9 protein-coding genes are annotated in these 16,146 nt (G+C 62.8%); 2 read left to right on the top strand and 7 right to left on the bottom strand.

The features are described 5' to 3' along the window. Positions 1-56: 56 nt before the first annotated feature. Entirely contained in the window at positions 57-2,291 is a 2,235-nt protein-coding gene (locus ACFCU0_RS16395) for a LysM peptidoglycan-binding domain-containing protein (RefSeq protein ID WP_434974762.1), read from the top strand. A 108-nt stretch (positions 2,292-2,399) separates the two neighbouring features. Here ACFCU0_RS16395 and ACFCU0_RS16390 read toward each other — a convergent pair whose 3' ends face one another. After that, positions 2,400-2,795, bottom strand: coding sequence for a TM2 domain-containing protein (locus ACFCU0_RS16390; protein WP_434974761.1), 396 nt, complete (start codon positions 2,793-2,795; stop codon positions 2,400-2,402). A gap of 63 nt (positions 2,796-2,858) precedes the next feature. Next, positions 2,859-3,200, bottom strand: coding sequence for a DUF2752 domain-containing protein (locus ACFCU0_RS16385; RefSeq protein WP_434974760.1), 342 nt, complete (start codon positions 3,198-3,200; stop codon positions 2,859-2,861). Positions 3,201-3,395: 195 nt separating this feature from the next. Here ACFCU0_RS16385 and ACFCU0_RS16380 point away from each other — a divergent pair, with 195 nt between their 5' ends. Then, on the top strand, positions 3,396-5,828 hold the full coding sequence (locus tag ACFCU0_RS16380) for a prolyl oligopeptidase family serine peptidase (RefSeq protein WP_434974759.1): 2,433 nt from the start codon (positions 3,396-3,398) through the stop codon (positions 5,826-5,828). 235 nt (positions 5,829-6,063) lie between these two features. Here ACFCU0_RS16380 and ACFCU0_RS16375 read toward each other — a convergent pair whose 3' ends face one another. The 5 genes from ACFCU0_RS16375 to ACFCU0_RS16355 all read right to left on the bottom strand — a co-directional run bounded on the left by ACFCU0_RS16375 (position 6,064) and on the right by ACFCU0_RS16355 (position 15,714). After that, positions 6,064-6,495, bottom strand: coding sequence for a fibronectin type III domain-containing protein (locus tag ACFCU0_RS16375; protein WP_434974758.1), 432 nt, complete (start codon positions 6,493-6,495; stop codon positions 6,064-6,066). Between the two features lie 47 nt (positions 6,496-6,542). After that, positions 6,543-9,884, bottom strand: coding sequence for an endonuclease (locus tag ACFCU0_RS16370; protein WP_434974757.1), 3,342 nt, complete (start codon positions 9,882-9,884; stop codon positions 6,543-6,545). A gap of 260 nt (positions 9,885-10,144) precedes the next feature. Further along, positions 10,145-11,233: a hypothetical protein gene (locus tag ACFCU0_RS16365; protein ID WP_434974756.1), complete on the bottom strand. Its 1,089-nt coding sequence runs from the start codon at positions 11,231-11,233 to the stop codon at positions 10,145-10,147. Positions 11,234-11,330: 97 nt separating this feature from the next. After that, a complete protein-coding gene (locus ACFCU0_RS16360; RefSeq protein ID WP_434974755.1) occupies positions 11,331-12,347 on the bottom strand; it encodes a choice-of-anchor J domain-containing protein in 1,017 nt (338 codons plus the stop codon). Between the two features lie 121 nt (positions 12,348-12,468). Continuing rightward, complete coding sequence (locus tag ACFCU0_RS16355) at positions 12,469-15,714, bottom strand: TonB-dependent receptor (protein ID WP_434974754.1); 3,246 nt, start codon at positions 15,712-15,714, stop codon at positions 12,469-12,471. Between the last annotated feature and the right edge of the window lie 432 nt (positions 15,715-16,146).

Genomic DNA, 16,146 nt, shown 5'->3' with positions numbered 1-16,146 from the left:
CGCCTTGACGGGGAACCACGCGCGACTCCCCACGCACGCTTCACCCGTATCTCCTTATGCCGGGATTTCTTCGTCTTCCCCTATCGCTTCTCTGCCTCGCCGTTCTCCTTACCGGGTGCTCCACGGTTCAATCGCTGATGGGCTCCGACGAAGACGAGCCGCCCGAGGAAGAGACGGTGGCCGAGGCCGACACGTTATCGGAGAAGACGACCCCGATCGCAGAGCAGGTTCGCCGTCTCTACACGCTGGAGGCCCGAATTCTCGCCGCGCCGGATAGCACGGCGGAAGACAGCGTACACACCGGTCACCTCCTGGATCAGGCCATGGGCGAACTGGCGCGCCTCCTGGACCGCGACCCGACGGTCATCGAGCAAGACGCCGTTCGCGACGTCTACCGCGGCCTCACGACGGAGTATCGCCGGTACCACCGATACGACGGACCGGTCGACTCGATGAAGACGGCCCAGGGCGATATCTTTTCCGTCCGCGCCGGGCTCTTCGCGTCGCTGGAGCGCGTGAACGAACCGCTGCTCGAGGACGTCATGGCGCCCGAGGCGATCGAAAACATCGAGACGGTCATCCCGCTGACGATGAACCGGCTCGTCAAGCAAAGCCTTGACTACTTGAAGCGCGACCCCGACAAACACGTCAACGGGTGGCTGCAACGGGAACAGACGTACGGTCCGATGATCGATCACATCCTGGCCGAGGAAGACGTTCCTCACGAGCTTCGCTACCTGGCCATGATCGAGAGCGGCCTGAATCCGCGAGCGCGTAGCTGGGCCGGGGCCGTCGGCATGTGGCAGTTTATGCGCGGGACGGGTCGGATGTACGACCTGAAGGTGGACGGCTGGATCGACGAACGCCGGGACCCGGAGAAGGCAACCCGGGCAGCCGCCCGGCACCTGGGCGACCTCTACGACTCGCTCGGCGACTGGCACCTCGTTCTCGCGGCGTACAACTGCGGCGAGGGCTGCGTCCGGCGGGCCATTCGCAGAACCGAGCGGTACGAGAATATTCAGGATCCCGGCTACTGGGAGATTTACGACCGCCTCCCGCGCGAGACCCGCGGCTACGTCCCGATGTTTATCGCGGCGACGATCCTCGCCGCGCAGCCGGAGGCGCACGGCATCGAGGCGCCGAAAGCCGCTCCGGCCTATGCCTACGACTACGTCGCCGTCCATGGCTCGATGCTGACCGTGCACGAGATCGCCGAGCTTGCGGAGACGGATGCAGACGTCATCCGGGCGCTCAACCCGGAGCTCCGGCAGCGCACGCTTCCGCCCTCTCGACAGAAATACTATATCCGGATCCCCCTCGGCAGCTATCCCACCTTCGCCTGGGGCTACGCGGATCTTCCCGATTCGAAGAAGCGACCGGCTACCAGCTACCGCGTCCGATCCGGCGACACGCTTTCGGAAATCGCGGATCGGTTCGGCACGTCCACCGGTCGTCTGCGACGTACCAATGGCATCCGCGGCTCCATGATTCGGGTAGGTCAGAACCTGGTGGTGCCCGTGCGGCAGTACGAGAGCGCCATCGAGAACGCGAGCCCGCAGCAGCCGATGCGCGTGCAGTACAGCGCGGCCCCGCCGGTCCGCCCCCTCGATCGCATCGTGATCACGGATCGCGGCCTGCAGCGCTCACCGGACCGGGAACAGCAGACACCGGTTCGAACGGCCTCCGCGGAAAGCTCGTCCCACGAGACGACGTCGTCTCAAACGGTGGCGGCCGCCGGGCCGTCCGACTCCGACGCGTCCTCGTCTGAAGCGTCAGGCGATGCACCTGCCACGACCGAACCGGCAGGCGATGGCACTGCAGAAACGTCCTCCGGGACGCCGACTACCGTGACCGTCCGCCGGGGCGACAACCTGTCGGCGATCGCGTCCCGTCACGGCGTCCGCCTTCGCGACCTGAAGCAGTGGAATCGCCTTGGGTCCTCGCGCATTCACCCGGGTCAGACGCTTCGCATGGCGCCTCCGGAGGCCGGCTCGACCACGTACACGGTTCGCCGCGGCGATTCGCTCGACCGGATCGCTCGCTTGCACGGCGTGTCCGTTCAGGAATTACGCTCGTGGAACGACCTGCGCGGATCGCGCATCTATCCCGGGCAGACCCTCGATATCCGTGATGCCGGTGACCGCCCGATCATCTACACGGTCCAGCGCGGTGACACGCTGAGCACGATCGCCCAGAGCTACGGCACCTCCGTCGGACAGCTTCGCATGATCAATCAGCTGCGGGGAAGCCAGATCTACCCGGGCCAGAAGCTCAGGATTCAGTCGAATTGACCCCGCGATACAACCCAACCCATCGCGCTCGTCTCAAAAATAGGAAGCCGGTCCGCTCCTTTCATGGAGCAGGCCGGCTTTTTCATTGTGCTCTGACATGTCGTGTCCCTACGGAGTCGTTTCCGGGTCACCCGGGTGGTTTGGCGCTTCCGGCATCGTATCCATCACGATCCGCGCGCACTCCTGCGCTTTCGCCTGGTTAAAGTTGAACGAGAGCGATTCGTAGCGGAAGCAGTCGATCACCGTCCCGATCAGGCAGAAGCCACCCGTGATCAGGTAGAGGAGCCCCATGCCGATCTGCCCAAGGTAAAACCGGTGGACACCGGCGATCGCGACGAAGCCGAACAGGTTCATCAACAGGACGGTCATCGGCTCGCGACGGCGTGCGCGGTACAGGTTAGCGAACTGAAGCGCCTGCTCATCGCTCATCTGCTTGATGATCTGAGCGACGTAGACCTGCTCGTCGCCTTCCACTTCCGGAAGATACTTGAGGACTTTCGACATGGTGGGCGGAGGCTGTTAGAAAGATCGTACGTGAGGTGACAAGCGTTGAACGCCGTCGATCCGTCAGCGTCGATAGCTGCGCGCGAATCCCGGCCGGGCACCGTACGCGCCACGAAGCAGATTCAGTACGCGAACGACGAGGCTGACAACCACGACACCGCCGAGCGGGTGTGCGGCGAACGAAGCACTCCACTCCCCCCGAGCCAGGTGGGCGATCGAGTGCCCGAGTCCGCAGCCGGGACACCATTCGATGCCCGTACGAGCAAACAAACACCACGTGTCGCCATCTGCTGCCGGGTCCATCGCCGCCATGACCGTCAGTCCAACAGTCCAGATAACGGCTTCGACCGGGAGACGCCGAACATGGCCGATCACTGCTCGAACAAGGAGTGTGAGTTGTCTCATCGGTGGCATTTTCTGTCTTCGTTCACCGGCAACACGGACCGGACCGGCGTATTGTTACGAGCGGGCGATCAGATCCGCAAACGGTGCGGCAACGGTTGTCACCGATGCCGTGTCCTCGTATGTTTGACCGGGCCGGGTGGTTATCCTGACAACCAATCCGGCCATCCATCGGCCTCGTTCACTTCCCTCCCCGGTATGCGCTTCCTCACCTCTCTCTGCACCCTCGTCCTTCTCAGCGGGACGTTCACGTTTGCCCAACCGGCCACCGATGCCGACCCTCCGACCTCGACGCTATCGGTCGAGCAGATCATGCAGGATCCAGAGACCTGGATCGGCGACTGGCCCGAGAATCTCCGATGGCATGAGAACGGCCGGACGCTGTACTTCGACTGGAATCCGAAGGGCGAATTCCCGTCCGACTCCCTGTTCGCATACGACGTAGAGACCGGCGACGGACCAGTGAAGGTGTCCCCGGAGGAACGTCGAAGCGCCCCGCCGACCTTTTCGGGATGGCACCACGGCGAACACGTCTACGACCGGGCGCGCGAGCGGAAAGTGTACGACCACGAGGGCGATCTGTACCTCTACCATCGGGATGACGACCGAATCACGCGGCTCACCGACACGCCCGCTCGCGAGTCGGCAGCCCGCTTCTCCCCCGACGGAGAGCGGGTGATTTACCGGAGAGACAACGCGCTCTTCGCCCTGTCGCTTTCGACCGGTCTAACCCGTCAGCTGACCGACCTTCGGCCGGGACGCGATCCGGAGCCGGACACGACCGCCCAGGAGACGTTTCTCTACGAGCAGCAGACCGCGCTTTTCGAAACAATTCGGGAGGAGCAGGAAAAAGAGCAGAAGGCCGAGGCGGCGCGCGAGCGGGAGCGTGCAGCAGATAACGACCCGCCAACCTTTTACTACGGCGACGGTGCGGTTCGTCAGCTACAGATCGACCCGTCCGGACGGTTCGTCTCGTTCGTCGTGCGAGAGGACGTGTCGAATGGGGACGAAACGCTCGTGGCGGACTACGTCACCGAATCGGGCTTTGCCGAAGCGCTGGATGCGCGCCCAAAGGTCGGCATTCAGCCGGATGACGTGACGTTCTACGTTCAGGACGTCGAACGTGACACCACGTACAGCATCGACCTGCACCAGCTACCGGGAGCATACGACGTCCCGGCCTATCAGCAGGAGAATGGCGTCGAACTGGACTCCTCGCAGGCGAAGCGGTCGCTCTACGCGTACGGTCCATACTGGAATGCCGATGGCAGCGAAGCTGTCATCGTGGTGCGCGCGGATGACAACAAGGATCGCTGGATCGCCCAACTCGACCCGCAGAGCGGTGACCTGACGGTGCTCGATCGTCAGGAAGACGATGCCTGGATCGGCGGACCGGGGATCGGTTCGTACGGCGGCCCGGGAACGATTGGGTGGATGCCGGACGGGGTCACCGTGTACTTTCAGAGCGAGCGAACCGGATGGAGCCACCTGTACACCGTCAACGTCGCATCTGGCGACGTCACGCAACTCACGGACGGCGCGTTCGAGGTCTCCGACCCACGCCTCTCAAAAGACGGCTCGACCTGGACGTTTCAGTCGACCGAGTACTCCGCCCACCAGCTCCACGTCTACCGGATGGACGCCTCCGGCGGGGAGCGGACGCGGCTGACGCGGCGGGACGGGCAGTACTTTACGCCGCCCTCCCCCACCGATCGACTGGCAAGCCTGTACGAGTACAGCAATCGCCCCCCGGACGTCTACGTGCAGGATCGATCGGAAACGGCGGAGGCGGAGCGCGTCACCACGTCGCCGACGGACGAGTGGCTGGCCTACGACTGGCGCGACCCCGAAATCATCACCTTCGAAGCTTCCGACGGGGTCGACGTGCCGGCCCACCTCTACCGTCCGGGCAATCCGAATGGTGCCGCGGTTATGTTCGTCCACGGCGCCGGCTACACGCAAAATGTGATCAAAGGCTGGCCGTATTATTTCCGGGAGATGATGTTTCACAACATGCTCGCGGATCTCGGCTACACGGTGATCGACATCGACTACCGTGGCTCGGCGGGCTACGGACGCGACTGGCGGACGGCCATCTACCGGCACATGGGAGGGCGTGATCTCGGCGACTACGTTGACGGCTCCGCCTACCTGTCCGATACGTTCGACATCGACTCGGAACGCACGTTCATTTACGGCGGCTCGTACGGCGGCTTCATGACGTTGATGGGCCTCTTCACCGCGCCGGATTCCTTCGGCGGCGGCGCGGCCCTGCGTTCCGTCACGGACTGGGCGCACTACAACGACATCTACACGTCGAACATCCTGAACACGCCGGCGACGGACTCCCTCGCATACGCCCGCTCATCCCCGATCTACTTCGCCGAGGGTCTGGAGGACCCGCTGCTGATGCCGCACGGCCTGATCGACACCAACGTTCAGCCGCAGGACATCTTCCGCCTGACGCAGCGCCTGATCGAACTCGGAAAGGAGGACTGGGAGCTCGCGCTTTACCCCGTGGAGCCGCACTCGTTTACCGAGCCGTCGAGCTGGACCGACGAATACCGCCGCATCTTCGATCTCATCGAGGAGAGCGTCGGGCCAGACCGTACGGAGACCTCAGAGGAGTGAGGCAACCGTAATTTTGCGTATGGAGGCCGTCTCGCCGTGTGCGAGGCGGCCTTTTCTATTCCTGCATGCCGCCTCAGCCCGGCTCATCAATGCGAAAGGTCGGGAAGCCCTCTGCCACGGTGTAGGCGCCGGCGCACGTCCACGAAAAATAAAGAGCGGCACCCACCGGGTGGAGGATGCCGCACCTGGGACTCTGTTTGACGGCCCGAACGGACGACCCGCTCGCCCGGCATGCTCAAGGACGTGTGGGCGGGTCCGGGAAGTACCGCACCGTGATCGCGGAGGAGGCCCGGCTTTCGCCTCCAGGGCCGACCGAGGTCACCGCATAACTGTAAACCATTCCGTCCGCTACCGTATCGTCGACAAACGAGAGGTCGGACACCGGCGATCCGTTCAGGGGGGTGCCGTCTGCTGTCGCCTCGGCATCGGTCGCCCGGTACACGTTGTAGCCGTCGGTTTCACCCGGTGCGTTCGAGTCCCACGTCAGCGAGATGCCCGCCGAGACCTGCTCCGCACTCAGGCGGACGGGGGACGGTGGCGGCGGCGTATCATTTTCCCCACCACCGTCGCACCCAGTCACCGGCACGAGGAGGGCAGCGAGGACGATGACCAGAACGAGTCGCGGGAGCATGAAGGTGCGGTGTACAGCTCGAAGCAGCATGTTCATAAATCTGAGAATCGACGGAGGGCGTAAAATGGACGGAGGGGCCGGTGCTATCGAACGTGCACGACCTTATGAACGACGCGCCGGTCGCCGACGCTCATCCGAACGAAGTACATGCCACTCGCGATGGGGGCGCCGCTGGCATCCGTGCCGCCCCACTGGACCGAGTGCGGGCCACTGGCCTGCCGGCCGTCGACCAGGGTGAGCAGACGACGTCCGAGAAGATCGTAAACGCGAATCGTCACATCCTGTGCCTCCGGAAGGGTGTAGCGAAGTGTGGTCCGGTCGCGGAACGGATTGGGCGCCGGCTTCTCGATTAGGAGCTCGTCGGCGGTCGCATCCTTGGCACCCGTAAACGATGCTTTGCCGAGCAGCAGGCGGTACGTCGACCGCTCGGTGGAGGGCGTCACCCGCAGCGGGTCGCCCGTCAGCGTGTGCCGTTCGCCAGTGGCGCCATTCACGAGGACGGCTGCTGCGTCCGGCCCTTCCGGCAGCCCGGTGGCGCGAAGCGTGACCGCCTCGTCCCCGGGGGACGCCAGCACGATTGTGTACCGATGCCCGTCTTCGCTCGGGGCCCGGATGTCGCGTGCAAGATATTGCTGGCGCTCCGGTCCATCCGCGGCAATGCGGAGGCTGACGGTGGCAAAGCCGGTTTGCGGCGGTGCGACCACGTCCAGCGGATCGCGTCCGCGTTCTGCATCCGGCGACTCTCCCAATGCGACCCGGGAGGTGAAACCATCCAACTCGGCCTCGAGCGCAAAGCGGGACGCATCCGCTACTAGGTTCGACCGTGCATCGGCGCTTTCGGACAGATCTGCTGCCGAGAGGGGCAGCGTCAGTTCCGAGAGACCACCGTCGTTCAGGAAATAGAACGCCTCGCCGCTCTGTGCCGAGCGGAAGGTCACGGCCTCCTGGAAGGCACCGTCCCACGCCCACACGGGCTGCAGATTGCCGCCATTCGCAGCCGAGACGTCCGACCAGATGAGCCCGACGGGCAGAGGATTCGAGATAATGTTCCACCCGTCGTGCAGCGGAATCGTGACCTCTTGACTCGACAGCCGCACGGTTGCGATGGATTCATCCACCGTCCAGTTCGAGTTGCTCAACAGCCAGAAGCCGCGACCGGGCTGGAAACGGAAGGTGTCCGACCCGTCGAACCGGACGAGAAAATCGCTGTCCGAACCATCGTCCCAGAGTGCGGTCCAGTCCGTTCCGGGCTCGCCGAGGTTGCTTCCGACGGCCGCATCGACGTTCCCCGGAAGCGCGACCAGGCGGTAGCTCGTGCCCTGAGTTACGTCGCCGAACGATCGATCAATGGCGACCGGAATCATTGACGGGTACACGACGGCATCCGCGGAGGCGGACAGGTTGCTCTCCGTGCCCTGGTCGTCGACCGCCGTCACGCGGTACACGTACGTGCCGCCGACCTGCACGTCGGAGTCGGTGAACGACGTCGCGGAGACGGGGCCGCCCGTGTTCACTTGCTGCGCGTCACCCGTCGCCGTGAAGTCCTCCGTGCTTCGATATACGTTGTAGCCGACGACCTCGCCGCTCAGCGGTTCGGTCCAGCGGAGCTGAACGTTGTCCGATCCCGGCGCGGCCACAATGTCTGTCGGTGCCCCGACCACCCCGAACGCGCGGTCCGCCAGTGTCGGGTCGACGACGTATGGATTCAGTCGATTCTCCTGATAGCTCGCCTGCAGGACGTTTCGGCGCATCTCGTCTGCGTCCACCGGATCGTCCGCATGCCACTGCAGCATGGTGGACTTCTGCGTCCGGAAGAAGTCAAGGTCGGCCCGATCCGGGTACATCGTGACGAAGTACAGAATCGCGCGGGCGATGTCGCCTTTCACGCCCGAACGCGGCTCAAAGCGTTGGTTGTCGGTGTCGACTTTGCTCCAGAGGTCCGAATTCGCAGGAGGGGTCGTCCGGGACGCGTCCCGCAGGTACCACCGGTCGGCATCCGCATCGTCGATTTCGGCGAACGGATAGGTCAGACGATCCCCGTTCACGTCACCGCGCGCAGGAAAGAGAATGTGCATGTCCCCTCGCGCCGGCTCTTCGCTGGAGCCCAGGCTTTGCGGCCAGGCGTGCTCGGTGTTGATGTCATCCGACTCGGTGCACGTGCTCGGGTCGAAATTGCATGCGGCGATGGTCGGGTCGGCGTCCGACGGAATGAACTTGCTGTAATCGCTGTAGACGGTGCGCAGAGAGTCATCCTGCGCGCCGTACACCACGGCAAAGAGCGTGTCGCGGGCGCCCCCGTCGTAGTCAAGCGTTTCCGCGCCGCCGTACGTCGACTCCAGTTGCGTGATCAAACCGGAGCCCTCCTCCCCTTCGGCGATCGGTCCCTGGGACGTGGCATCATCCAGAATCCACTGCGTGAAGGTGCCTCCGCTCGGGCCGTCGCTGGATGTCAGGGTGAGCTGCAGGTACTCCACCCCTTCGGTGACGCCGTCGTCTGTGAGCGTGAGCGTCACGCTCTGCGGGGCCGGGTCGGCGTCGTTGAAGGTAAGCGTGGAGGGGTTTATGGACGACACGTCGGTGGACATATCCGCCGTGCCGCTTCCCGAGGCGTCGATGCTCACAGAGACCGACTCGCCATCCTTAACGTTCTGGGCCTGGACCGTTATGGTGGTGGTGCCGTCCCCTTCAAGGGAAACGTTGTATGCCCGGGCGAAGCTGAAGAAGACGGCTCCTTGGATGTCGGAGCGCAGGACGGGGATGAGCTGGTAGCCGGTCGTCGTGGAGTTGTTGCGGTCGAATTGCCCGACCACGCCGACGTAGTCGAAGGTCGTCGGCGGTGCCGGCGTCCCGCCCACCTCGCTCTCATCCGAGCTTTGCACGCGCAGATCGAACGGATTCGTCTGTCCCGCTTCGACGACCTCGTAGGTGACGTCGCCGCTGAAGGAATCCACGTCATCCAGCAGTTCGAGGTCGGAGATCGAGACAAGTTCGCTTTCGTAATCCTCCCCGTCGGTTCGGAGATCGGAGAGCGTCACCGACTGCGGGTCGGGAACGGTCGCCGGGCCGAGCACGGTGTAGCTCGCGAGGTCGTCCTCGTTGATCTGGAGGAGCCCGTTGAAGGTTGAGAGCGTGCCCTCCACGCGAATCTGGGTCCCTCGCGTGATCGTGCCGTCCTGCACGTCGTTATTGAAGGCGCCGCTGGTCTGGCGCACGACGAGCCCACTGGCACCGGTGGGACCGCTTGTGTCCTGAAAGCGGACGAAGTCGCCCAGAGCGCGGGTCACAACTCCCTCCACCGTCACTGTGGAACCGTCCCCCTGATCGCGAGCATCAGCGATGGTTGTTTGGGCCGACGCCGGCGCTGCGGGGAGGCCGGCGACAAGCAGGCTGACGACCAGGAGGAGAATCCAGGGAGACCGACGCATGTGCGGGAGCGGAAAAAGAAAAACGGACGGGTAGGTCACAACAATATTTCTAAAGATAGACAAGAGCGAGACGGACCCCCAAACCAGAAACAGGGATGGTTCGCGAAGAACCACCCCTGCCGTTCTGATTCAGGCCGGACGCGAATGCCGAGTCATCGGGTCGTCGTGCCACGCAGTCTCACGGACGCATGCTTTGTCTTTGAGACCCCACGTCACGTTGACGCCACGTACTGCGAGGTCGCCGTCTGGGCCACCGACCTCTACTCGAGGTCGCCGTCCAGGATCGGTTGGAGCTGGTAGCCGGTATCCGGTTGGCGTGCGCCGCCGAAGCCGAAGTTAAACTGGCCGACGATGCCGGTGTACGTCACCGCATTGGAGGGAATGGACTCGCCGACGTAAAACGAGTCGTCAATGACGCGGAGCGTGACGTTGCTCGAGGTCGAAGGATCCGACGCGTCGTAGTTCGTATCCGCCTCAAACTCCGAGGAGCCGTCACTGTCAACCGTCAGATCGGTAATCGTGATGAGCTCAGACTCGTAGTCTTCCGCCCCGCCGTTCAACAGGTCGTCAACGGTCACGGCCTGGGGAGCGGGCGTGTCGTAGCTGTCTCGCTCCAGTTCGTAGAAGCGAACGTCGCCGGACACCTGCAGCAGACCGGAGAAGGCGCCAAGCTCGCCTACCGCGTGGATGCGGTCACCGGGCTGGATGGCGCCGGCATCGTACGCATCGGCAAGATCTTCGTCACGGACCACGATGCCACTGGCACCGGTCGGGCCGCTGTCGTCCTGGATGAAGATATTGCTGCCATCTTTTCGGGTCACAATGCCGCGAACAATGACGTCTGCATCAAGGGCCTGCGCGCGAGCATTGTCGATCGACTCGGCGCCCTGGTCGTCGGCCGGGATCGTGTCATCGTCTTCCACGGTCAACGTGAAGGCTGGCGTATCGCCAATACTCACGCCGTTGCCGTCCTGCAGCTCGTATGTGATGGTTTCATCGCCTTCGTCGAAGAAGTCGTCGTCATCGATCTCGATCTCGAAGCTGCGAGTCTCACCGGACGTTACGCTTTCCGGAAATTCGATCGTCATCGTGTCCGGCGCGTCGATGTCGCTGGTACTGAGCGAACCGCCGGTGCGGACGAGTTCGACGCTAAACGCCTTAAATCCGGGGTCATTCACGGTGACCGAGAAGGTCACGCTGCCGGCATCCTCCGTCGTGTCAACGGCGGCGGAGGTGAAGGAAACCGTCGAACTGGAGCCGACGTCGTTCGGGACGCTGGCGCTGTCGCATCCTGCGAAGATAGCGAGCGCTGCAAGCAGCACAAAGGCGCGTGTGTAGTGGGTAAGCATAGAAATTGGGGATCACAATAAGGGGAAGCGAGAAGGCGCCACAGTGGGCCGGCCCCGTTCGTCGGAGCCGGCCCGTGGCGGAGTGGGCGCGAGCGCCTTACTCCTCCGCGTCGACGGCGACGTTGTCCACGCGCCACAGTTCAGTGGTACCGGGACCGGTGCCGCTGGAGATGTACTGGAAGGCCACGTAAACCTCTGCGTTGCCAACGAAGTCACCCAGATCTACATCTCCGGACGCGACTTCTTCATAGCCGCCCGTCGAGTACGTGCCCTGCTCCGTGACTTCGGTCCAGGTCGCGTCTTCCGGGTTTCCGCTTCCGGTGTAGTCGGTTGACACTTTCACGAGCAGTCCCTGCTCGATGCCGCCGTCGTCGAAGTTCTTTGCATTGACGAAGTTGAGCGTGGCACCGTCGAAGCCTTCGAGGTTGAGAGCAGGCGTGATGAGCCAGTCGTTCGCCGCCTGCGGGCTTTCGAAGGCATTCGCTTCGGCGAGGGGCGCAATGTCGCTCTGGCTCGGATCGTTGATCTCCCACTCGGACGCCGTGCCCATCGTGGCGACGCTGTAGGTTGTGAACGGATCGAGCGTTTCGTCGCTGAAGTCCGCTTCGAAGAGGCGGACCGTCCCTTCCGCAGCGATATTCACGCGGAACGTCTGCCCGCCGACGAGCGCACCGGTCACCTTCTGCAGGGCAAAGACGCCGACCTCGGCTTCCGGCTCATCCTGGTCGTCGGTGAGCGTGTACGTGAATGACTGCTGGGCACCGTCTTCGGCTCCCGCGGGAAAGGTGATGGTTGAGAGGACGTAGGCCGTTTCATCGTCATTGACGGCCGCTGCATCGTCGATATTGAAATCGTCGATGGTTGCCGAACTTGCGCCGGCCGCGTAGAGGAGCTCGGCGCTGACCTCGCTGTCGCCGGGGTTCTGAACTTCGACGGTAACCGTCACTGTGGTGTCACGCTCGGAAACGCTGGTTTCCGAGCCGGCGAAGGTGATGACCGTCGGGTCGGTCGTGTTGCTCAACTGCTCCGGCGAGGTGCCGCTGTCGCAAGCGGTCGCGACGAACAGCACTGCGAGCATGATCGCAGTGGGCAGTGCGTGTTGGAGTCGATACATGATGTCGTAGAAATCTTAAAACCAAGAGTCTGGAGACGCAGGCGGGACCTGCAATGCGGGCGCACTCCGGGCAACCGCCGGCCGACAAAACCGACCGGCGGTGCCGAGAGCGGCATGCGGGCTAGAACGTGTAGCGCAGTCCCAGCTGCACCTGCCAGCGAGAGGCGATGTTCGACGTCTGGAACAGCTCGTCGGATGCCGTTTCCTGAAGGTTCTCCTCGTCGAAGCTAACAACCGGCTTGCCGAGGTCGTCCTCCGTGATGATCTGACCGCCGATTTCCGTTCCGACGTCTTCCGGATTCACGTACTGCTGGAAGTCCCAGGCGAACGCATTCTGGAAGCTCACGAACCGCTGGCGGCCCCAGTCGTCGTTCAGCCAGTTCAGCACGTTCTCCATCGTCGCCGTAATTTCCAGCTTCTGCTTCTGGTAGGTGACGATGTTCTGCGAGATCTGCAGGTCGATCTGGTGGTTCCACGGGCCGATGTCGATGTTGCGCTTCGTGAACTCACCGCGGTAGTCGGACAGGCCGTCCCAGGCGTTGATGAAGGCATTCATCGACTCCCAGTTGTTGGAGGCGAGAACGATCTCATCCTCGGAGGCCGGCACGTACACGAGGTCGTTGTCGTCCCGCGTGTCGGCGTTGGCATTGCCATCGTAGATCCAGCTGAACGGCTGACCCGAGCGACCGTCGTAGATCACTCCAATCGTCGTAGCGAACCGGTCGAGATACTCAATCCGGTAATTCAGCGTACCCAGAATGCGGTGACGTAGCGCCTGATCCGTGCGTCCGAGCCCTGCGTTGTTGACGTCCACGTTCTCGTTGAACTGCCAGTTCGAGATGGCGCGGCTGGACGAGCCGGTGTTCACCGAACGGGCTTCGTTGATCGTGTACGAGAGCGACCCGCTCAGCCCCTCACGCACCTGGCGCTGAAGCTGAATCGTTCCGCTGTACGAATACCCCTTGTTCGTATTTCTGAGGAGCAGCGCATTCGTGAACCGGTTGCTCACGTCCTCGTCGTAAATCGGGCGACCATACCGCGACTCGCCCGTCTGACGAAGGTTCAGGTTCGTGAAGGCGACGCCGTTCACGGTGTTTGAGTACAGACCTTCGAGCGTGACGGAGAAACCGTTCGGCAGCTGCTGGTCGATTGCCAGATTGGTCCGGAAGACCTGCGGGTACTTGAAGTCGTTCTCGATAACGTTGATCTCCGTCGTTGCAACGGGCGTGATCAGGTCATTATCGCCGGCGCGCGGAAGCTGGTCTCGAATGCTCTGACCGGCGAGATCCTCCGGTACGAAGCGGAGACCGTCGCTCGGGGCACCGGAGCCGTAGTAGTCATCGTAGGAGAACCCCTGGTCGATGCGGAAGAAGTCCGCACCGCTATTGCTGAACTGGTTCGACACCCAGACGAACGGCGGGTCACCGGCAAAGAGACCGACGCCACCGCGAACCTGCGTCTCGAGGTCGTTCCCGAGCAGGTCCCGCTGGAAGTTGAAGCCGAGGCGTGGCGACCAGAGCGGGTTGCCCGTAGCGATGCTCGAGGTATTGACGCCGAAGGCCTCGAAGGCCGTCTGGTTGAAGGTCGGCTCATCCGGGACGATCGGCACGTCGGCACGCAGACCGAACGTCAGGCGCAGATCGTCGCGCACCTGCCACTCGTCCTGTGCGTAGAGCCCGACCTGAAAGGCCGTAAACTCGGCAAGCGGCTTCTCCGTACCGGCCGCCGGCGTGGCGTAGCTGAAGCGATACCGGGTCGGCTGACCGCGGCGGTAGGCTTCAAGCGCCGAAATGGTCTCGTTCTCCCCTTCCAGGTCCTCAAACTCGAACTGACCGTAGAAGTCCTGGATGAAGAGGTTGCTGAAGCGCCAGATCTGATTGCTGGTCCCCAGCGTGAAGGTGTGATTCCCGCGGATGTACGAGAAGTCATTCGTAATCTCGACGAGATCCTGGTCGAGCTGGTTCGCCTGGTTGAACCGGCCCGGCCCGAGCTCGATCTCCCCGTCGCTGTCCGCTTCGATCAGCACGTCGGCGAAGGCTTCGTTGCCGATGTCGCGGCTGTCGCGAATGCGGGTGTAGACCACGCGGGCTTCGTTGTACATGTTATCGCCCAGCGTCGTGTTGAGCTGCAGAACCGTAGAATTCTGGATGCTCGTGAACTGGTACTGACGGCTGCTGAATCCGAAGCTGTCCTCGTCGCGACCGATCCCCGCGTCATCCAGTCCGCGCACATAATTGTGGCGAAGCGTCAGGCGATTGTTGTCGTTCAGGTTCCAGTCCAGCTTCGCAAGCACCTTGTAGCTGTCCTGAATCTGCGACAGCCGGCTCGTTCCACCCGGGTTGTAGCCATAGACGTTCTGCGTGATGTCCGCAACGTCGTTCAGATAGGCTTCCGTGTCCGCGTTTGGAATCTGGAAGTTGTTGGGCCCGGGCCCGACGCCGGTGTTCAGCGGATTCTTCTGTGTCACATACTCCGCGTTGACGAAGAAGAAGAGCTCATCTTCGATGATGGGGCCGCCGATGTTACCGATGAAGTACTGACGGCTGAAAGCGCCCGTCCCTTCCCCATCGAGATCGCCGGTGAAATTTTCATTCCGACCGAAGTAGCGAACCAGGCCGTCAAATTCGTTGGTGCCGCTCTTCGTGACCGCGTTGATCTGTCCACCGGTAAAGCCGCTCTTACGAACGTCATACGGGGCAATGTCGATCTGAAACTCCTCGATCGCGTCGAGGCTGATCGGCTGCGTTCCGGCCTGACTGCCCGGCACGGCGTCGCCGAGACCGAAGACGTCGTCCAGCGTCGCACCGTCGATCGAGATGCTGTTGTACCGATCGTTGTTGCCGGCAAGGCTTCCGCCGCCCGTGTACTGCGGGGTCAGGCGCGCGAAGTCCGTGATGCTGCGGCTGATCGACGGAAGCGCATCGATCTGCTCCTGGCGGATGTTGGTTGCCGCACCGGTCCGGTTCGCGTTAATAACGCCTTCTCGTTCGGCGATCACTTCCACGCCCTCCATCTCTTCCGTCTTCGGGCGCAGCTGGAATCCAATGGTCGCCTTCTCGTTCAGCTCGAGCGTCACGCCGGTCCTTTCGACCGACTGGTACCCGACAAACGAAGCGCGTACGATGTAGGGACCTCCTACGCGCATATTGAGAATCGAGTAGCGACCCTGAGCGTTCGTTGCCGTTCCGTACTGCGTACCGGTGGGCTGGTGGATGGCGACGACGTTCGCTCCGGGGATGAGTTCTCCGGTGTCGTCAACCACCGTACCGGTGATCGACGCCGTCGTGCTCTGCCCGAACGCGGGAGCCGCGGGAAGCACGAGAAGGAGGCATATCAGCGATAGCCACCGTGTAGCCGTAAGCTTCATATCGAGGGGTGTAGGTGTGTTTATAAAGAGGCCGTGTGATGCCAACGTGCAGTTTACATGCTGCTTGTCTAATGACATGCTGCTTATCGGAGCGCTGCTTTGCCGGGCGCAGCCGTCTGGGACGCGGGCGAGCATGAGCAGCGGCCTCGCTCGGTACACGTCCAAGCTGTAGGTCGATGGGGCCGGGGCCCTCCGTCCATCAACCATCCATCCGATGTCGGAAGAGATGTCGACGGGCGTTGAAGGCGTCGCGGCTGATGACGTGCGGAAACGCCGGATAGCTTCATGATGCCGTTAGCAACACGGTCGTATAGTAAGAGCACGCCGCTCAACCATGGTAAAGATCCTGTTTAAAGGAATCCGTTTACAAAAGGATAATCTGGGATTGACATCAGTCCATGCTGATTTCGGGGAAAACTAAAGCGATGTTCT

The organism is Longibacter sp., from assembly GCF_051155795.1.
GTDB lineage: Bacteria > Bacteroidota > Rhodothermia > Rhodothermales > Salinibacteraceae > Longibacter.
Note: the sequence above shows the minus strand (reverse complement) of the source record. Positions and strands in the feature narration are given on the sequence as shown.

What these genes read in the sequence shown, in the direction of transcription:
- ACFCU0_RS16360 (WP_434974755.1), bottom strand. Translation starts at nt 12,347, where the DNA reads ATGTATCGACTCCAACACGCACTGCCCACTGCGATCATGCTCGCAGTG.
- ACFCU0_RS16380 (WP_434974759.1), top strand. Translation starts at nt 3,396, where the DNA reads ATGCGCTTCCTCACCTCTCTCTGCACCCTCGTCCTTCTCAGCGGGACG.
- ACFCU0_RS16390 (WP_434974761.1), bottom strand. Translation starts at nt 2,795, where the DNA reads ATGTCGAAAGTCCTCAAGTATCTTCCGGAAGTGGAAGGCGACGAGCAG.
- ACFCU0_RS16365 (WP_434974756.1), bottom strand. Translation starts at nt 11,233, where the DNA reads ATGCTTACCCACTACACACGCGCCTTTGTGCTGCTTGCAGCGCTCGCT.
- ACFCU0_RS16395 (WP_434974762.1), top strand. Translation starts at nt 57, where the DNA reads ATGCCGGGATTTCTTCGTCTTCCCCTATCGCTTCTCTGCCTCGCCGTT.
- ACFCU0_RS16370 (WP_434974757.1), bottom strand. Translation starts at nt 9,884, where the DNA reads ATGCGTCGGTCTCCCTGGATTCTCCTCCTGGTCGTCAGCCTGCTTGTC.
- ACFCU0_RS16385 (WP_434974760.1), bottom strand. Translation starts at nt 3,200, where the DNA reads ATGAGACAACTCACACTCCTTGTTCGAGCAGTGATCGGCCATGTTCGG.
- ACFCU0_RS16355 (WP_434974754.1), bottom strand. Translation starts at nt 15,714, where the DNA reads ATGAAGCTTACGGCTACACGGTGGCTATCGCTGATATGCCTCCTTCTC.
- ACFCU0_RS16375 (WP_434974758.1), bottom strand. Translation starts at nt 6,495, where the DNA reads ATGAACATGCTGCTTCGAGCTGTACACCGCACCTTCATGCTCCCGCGA.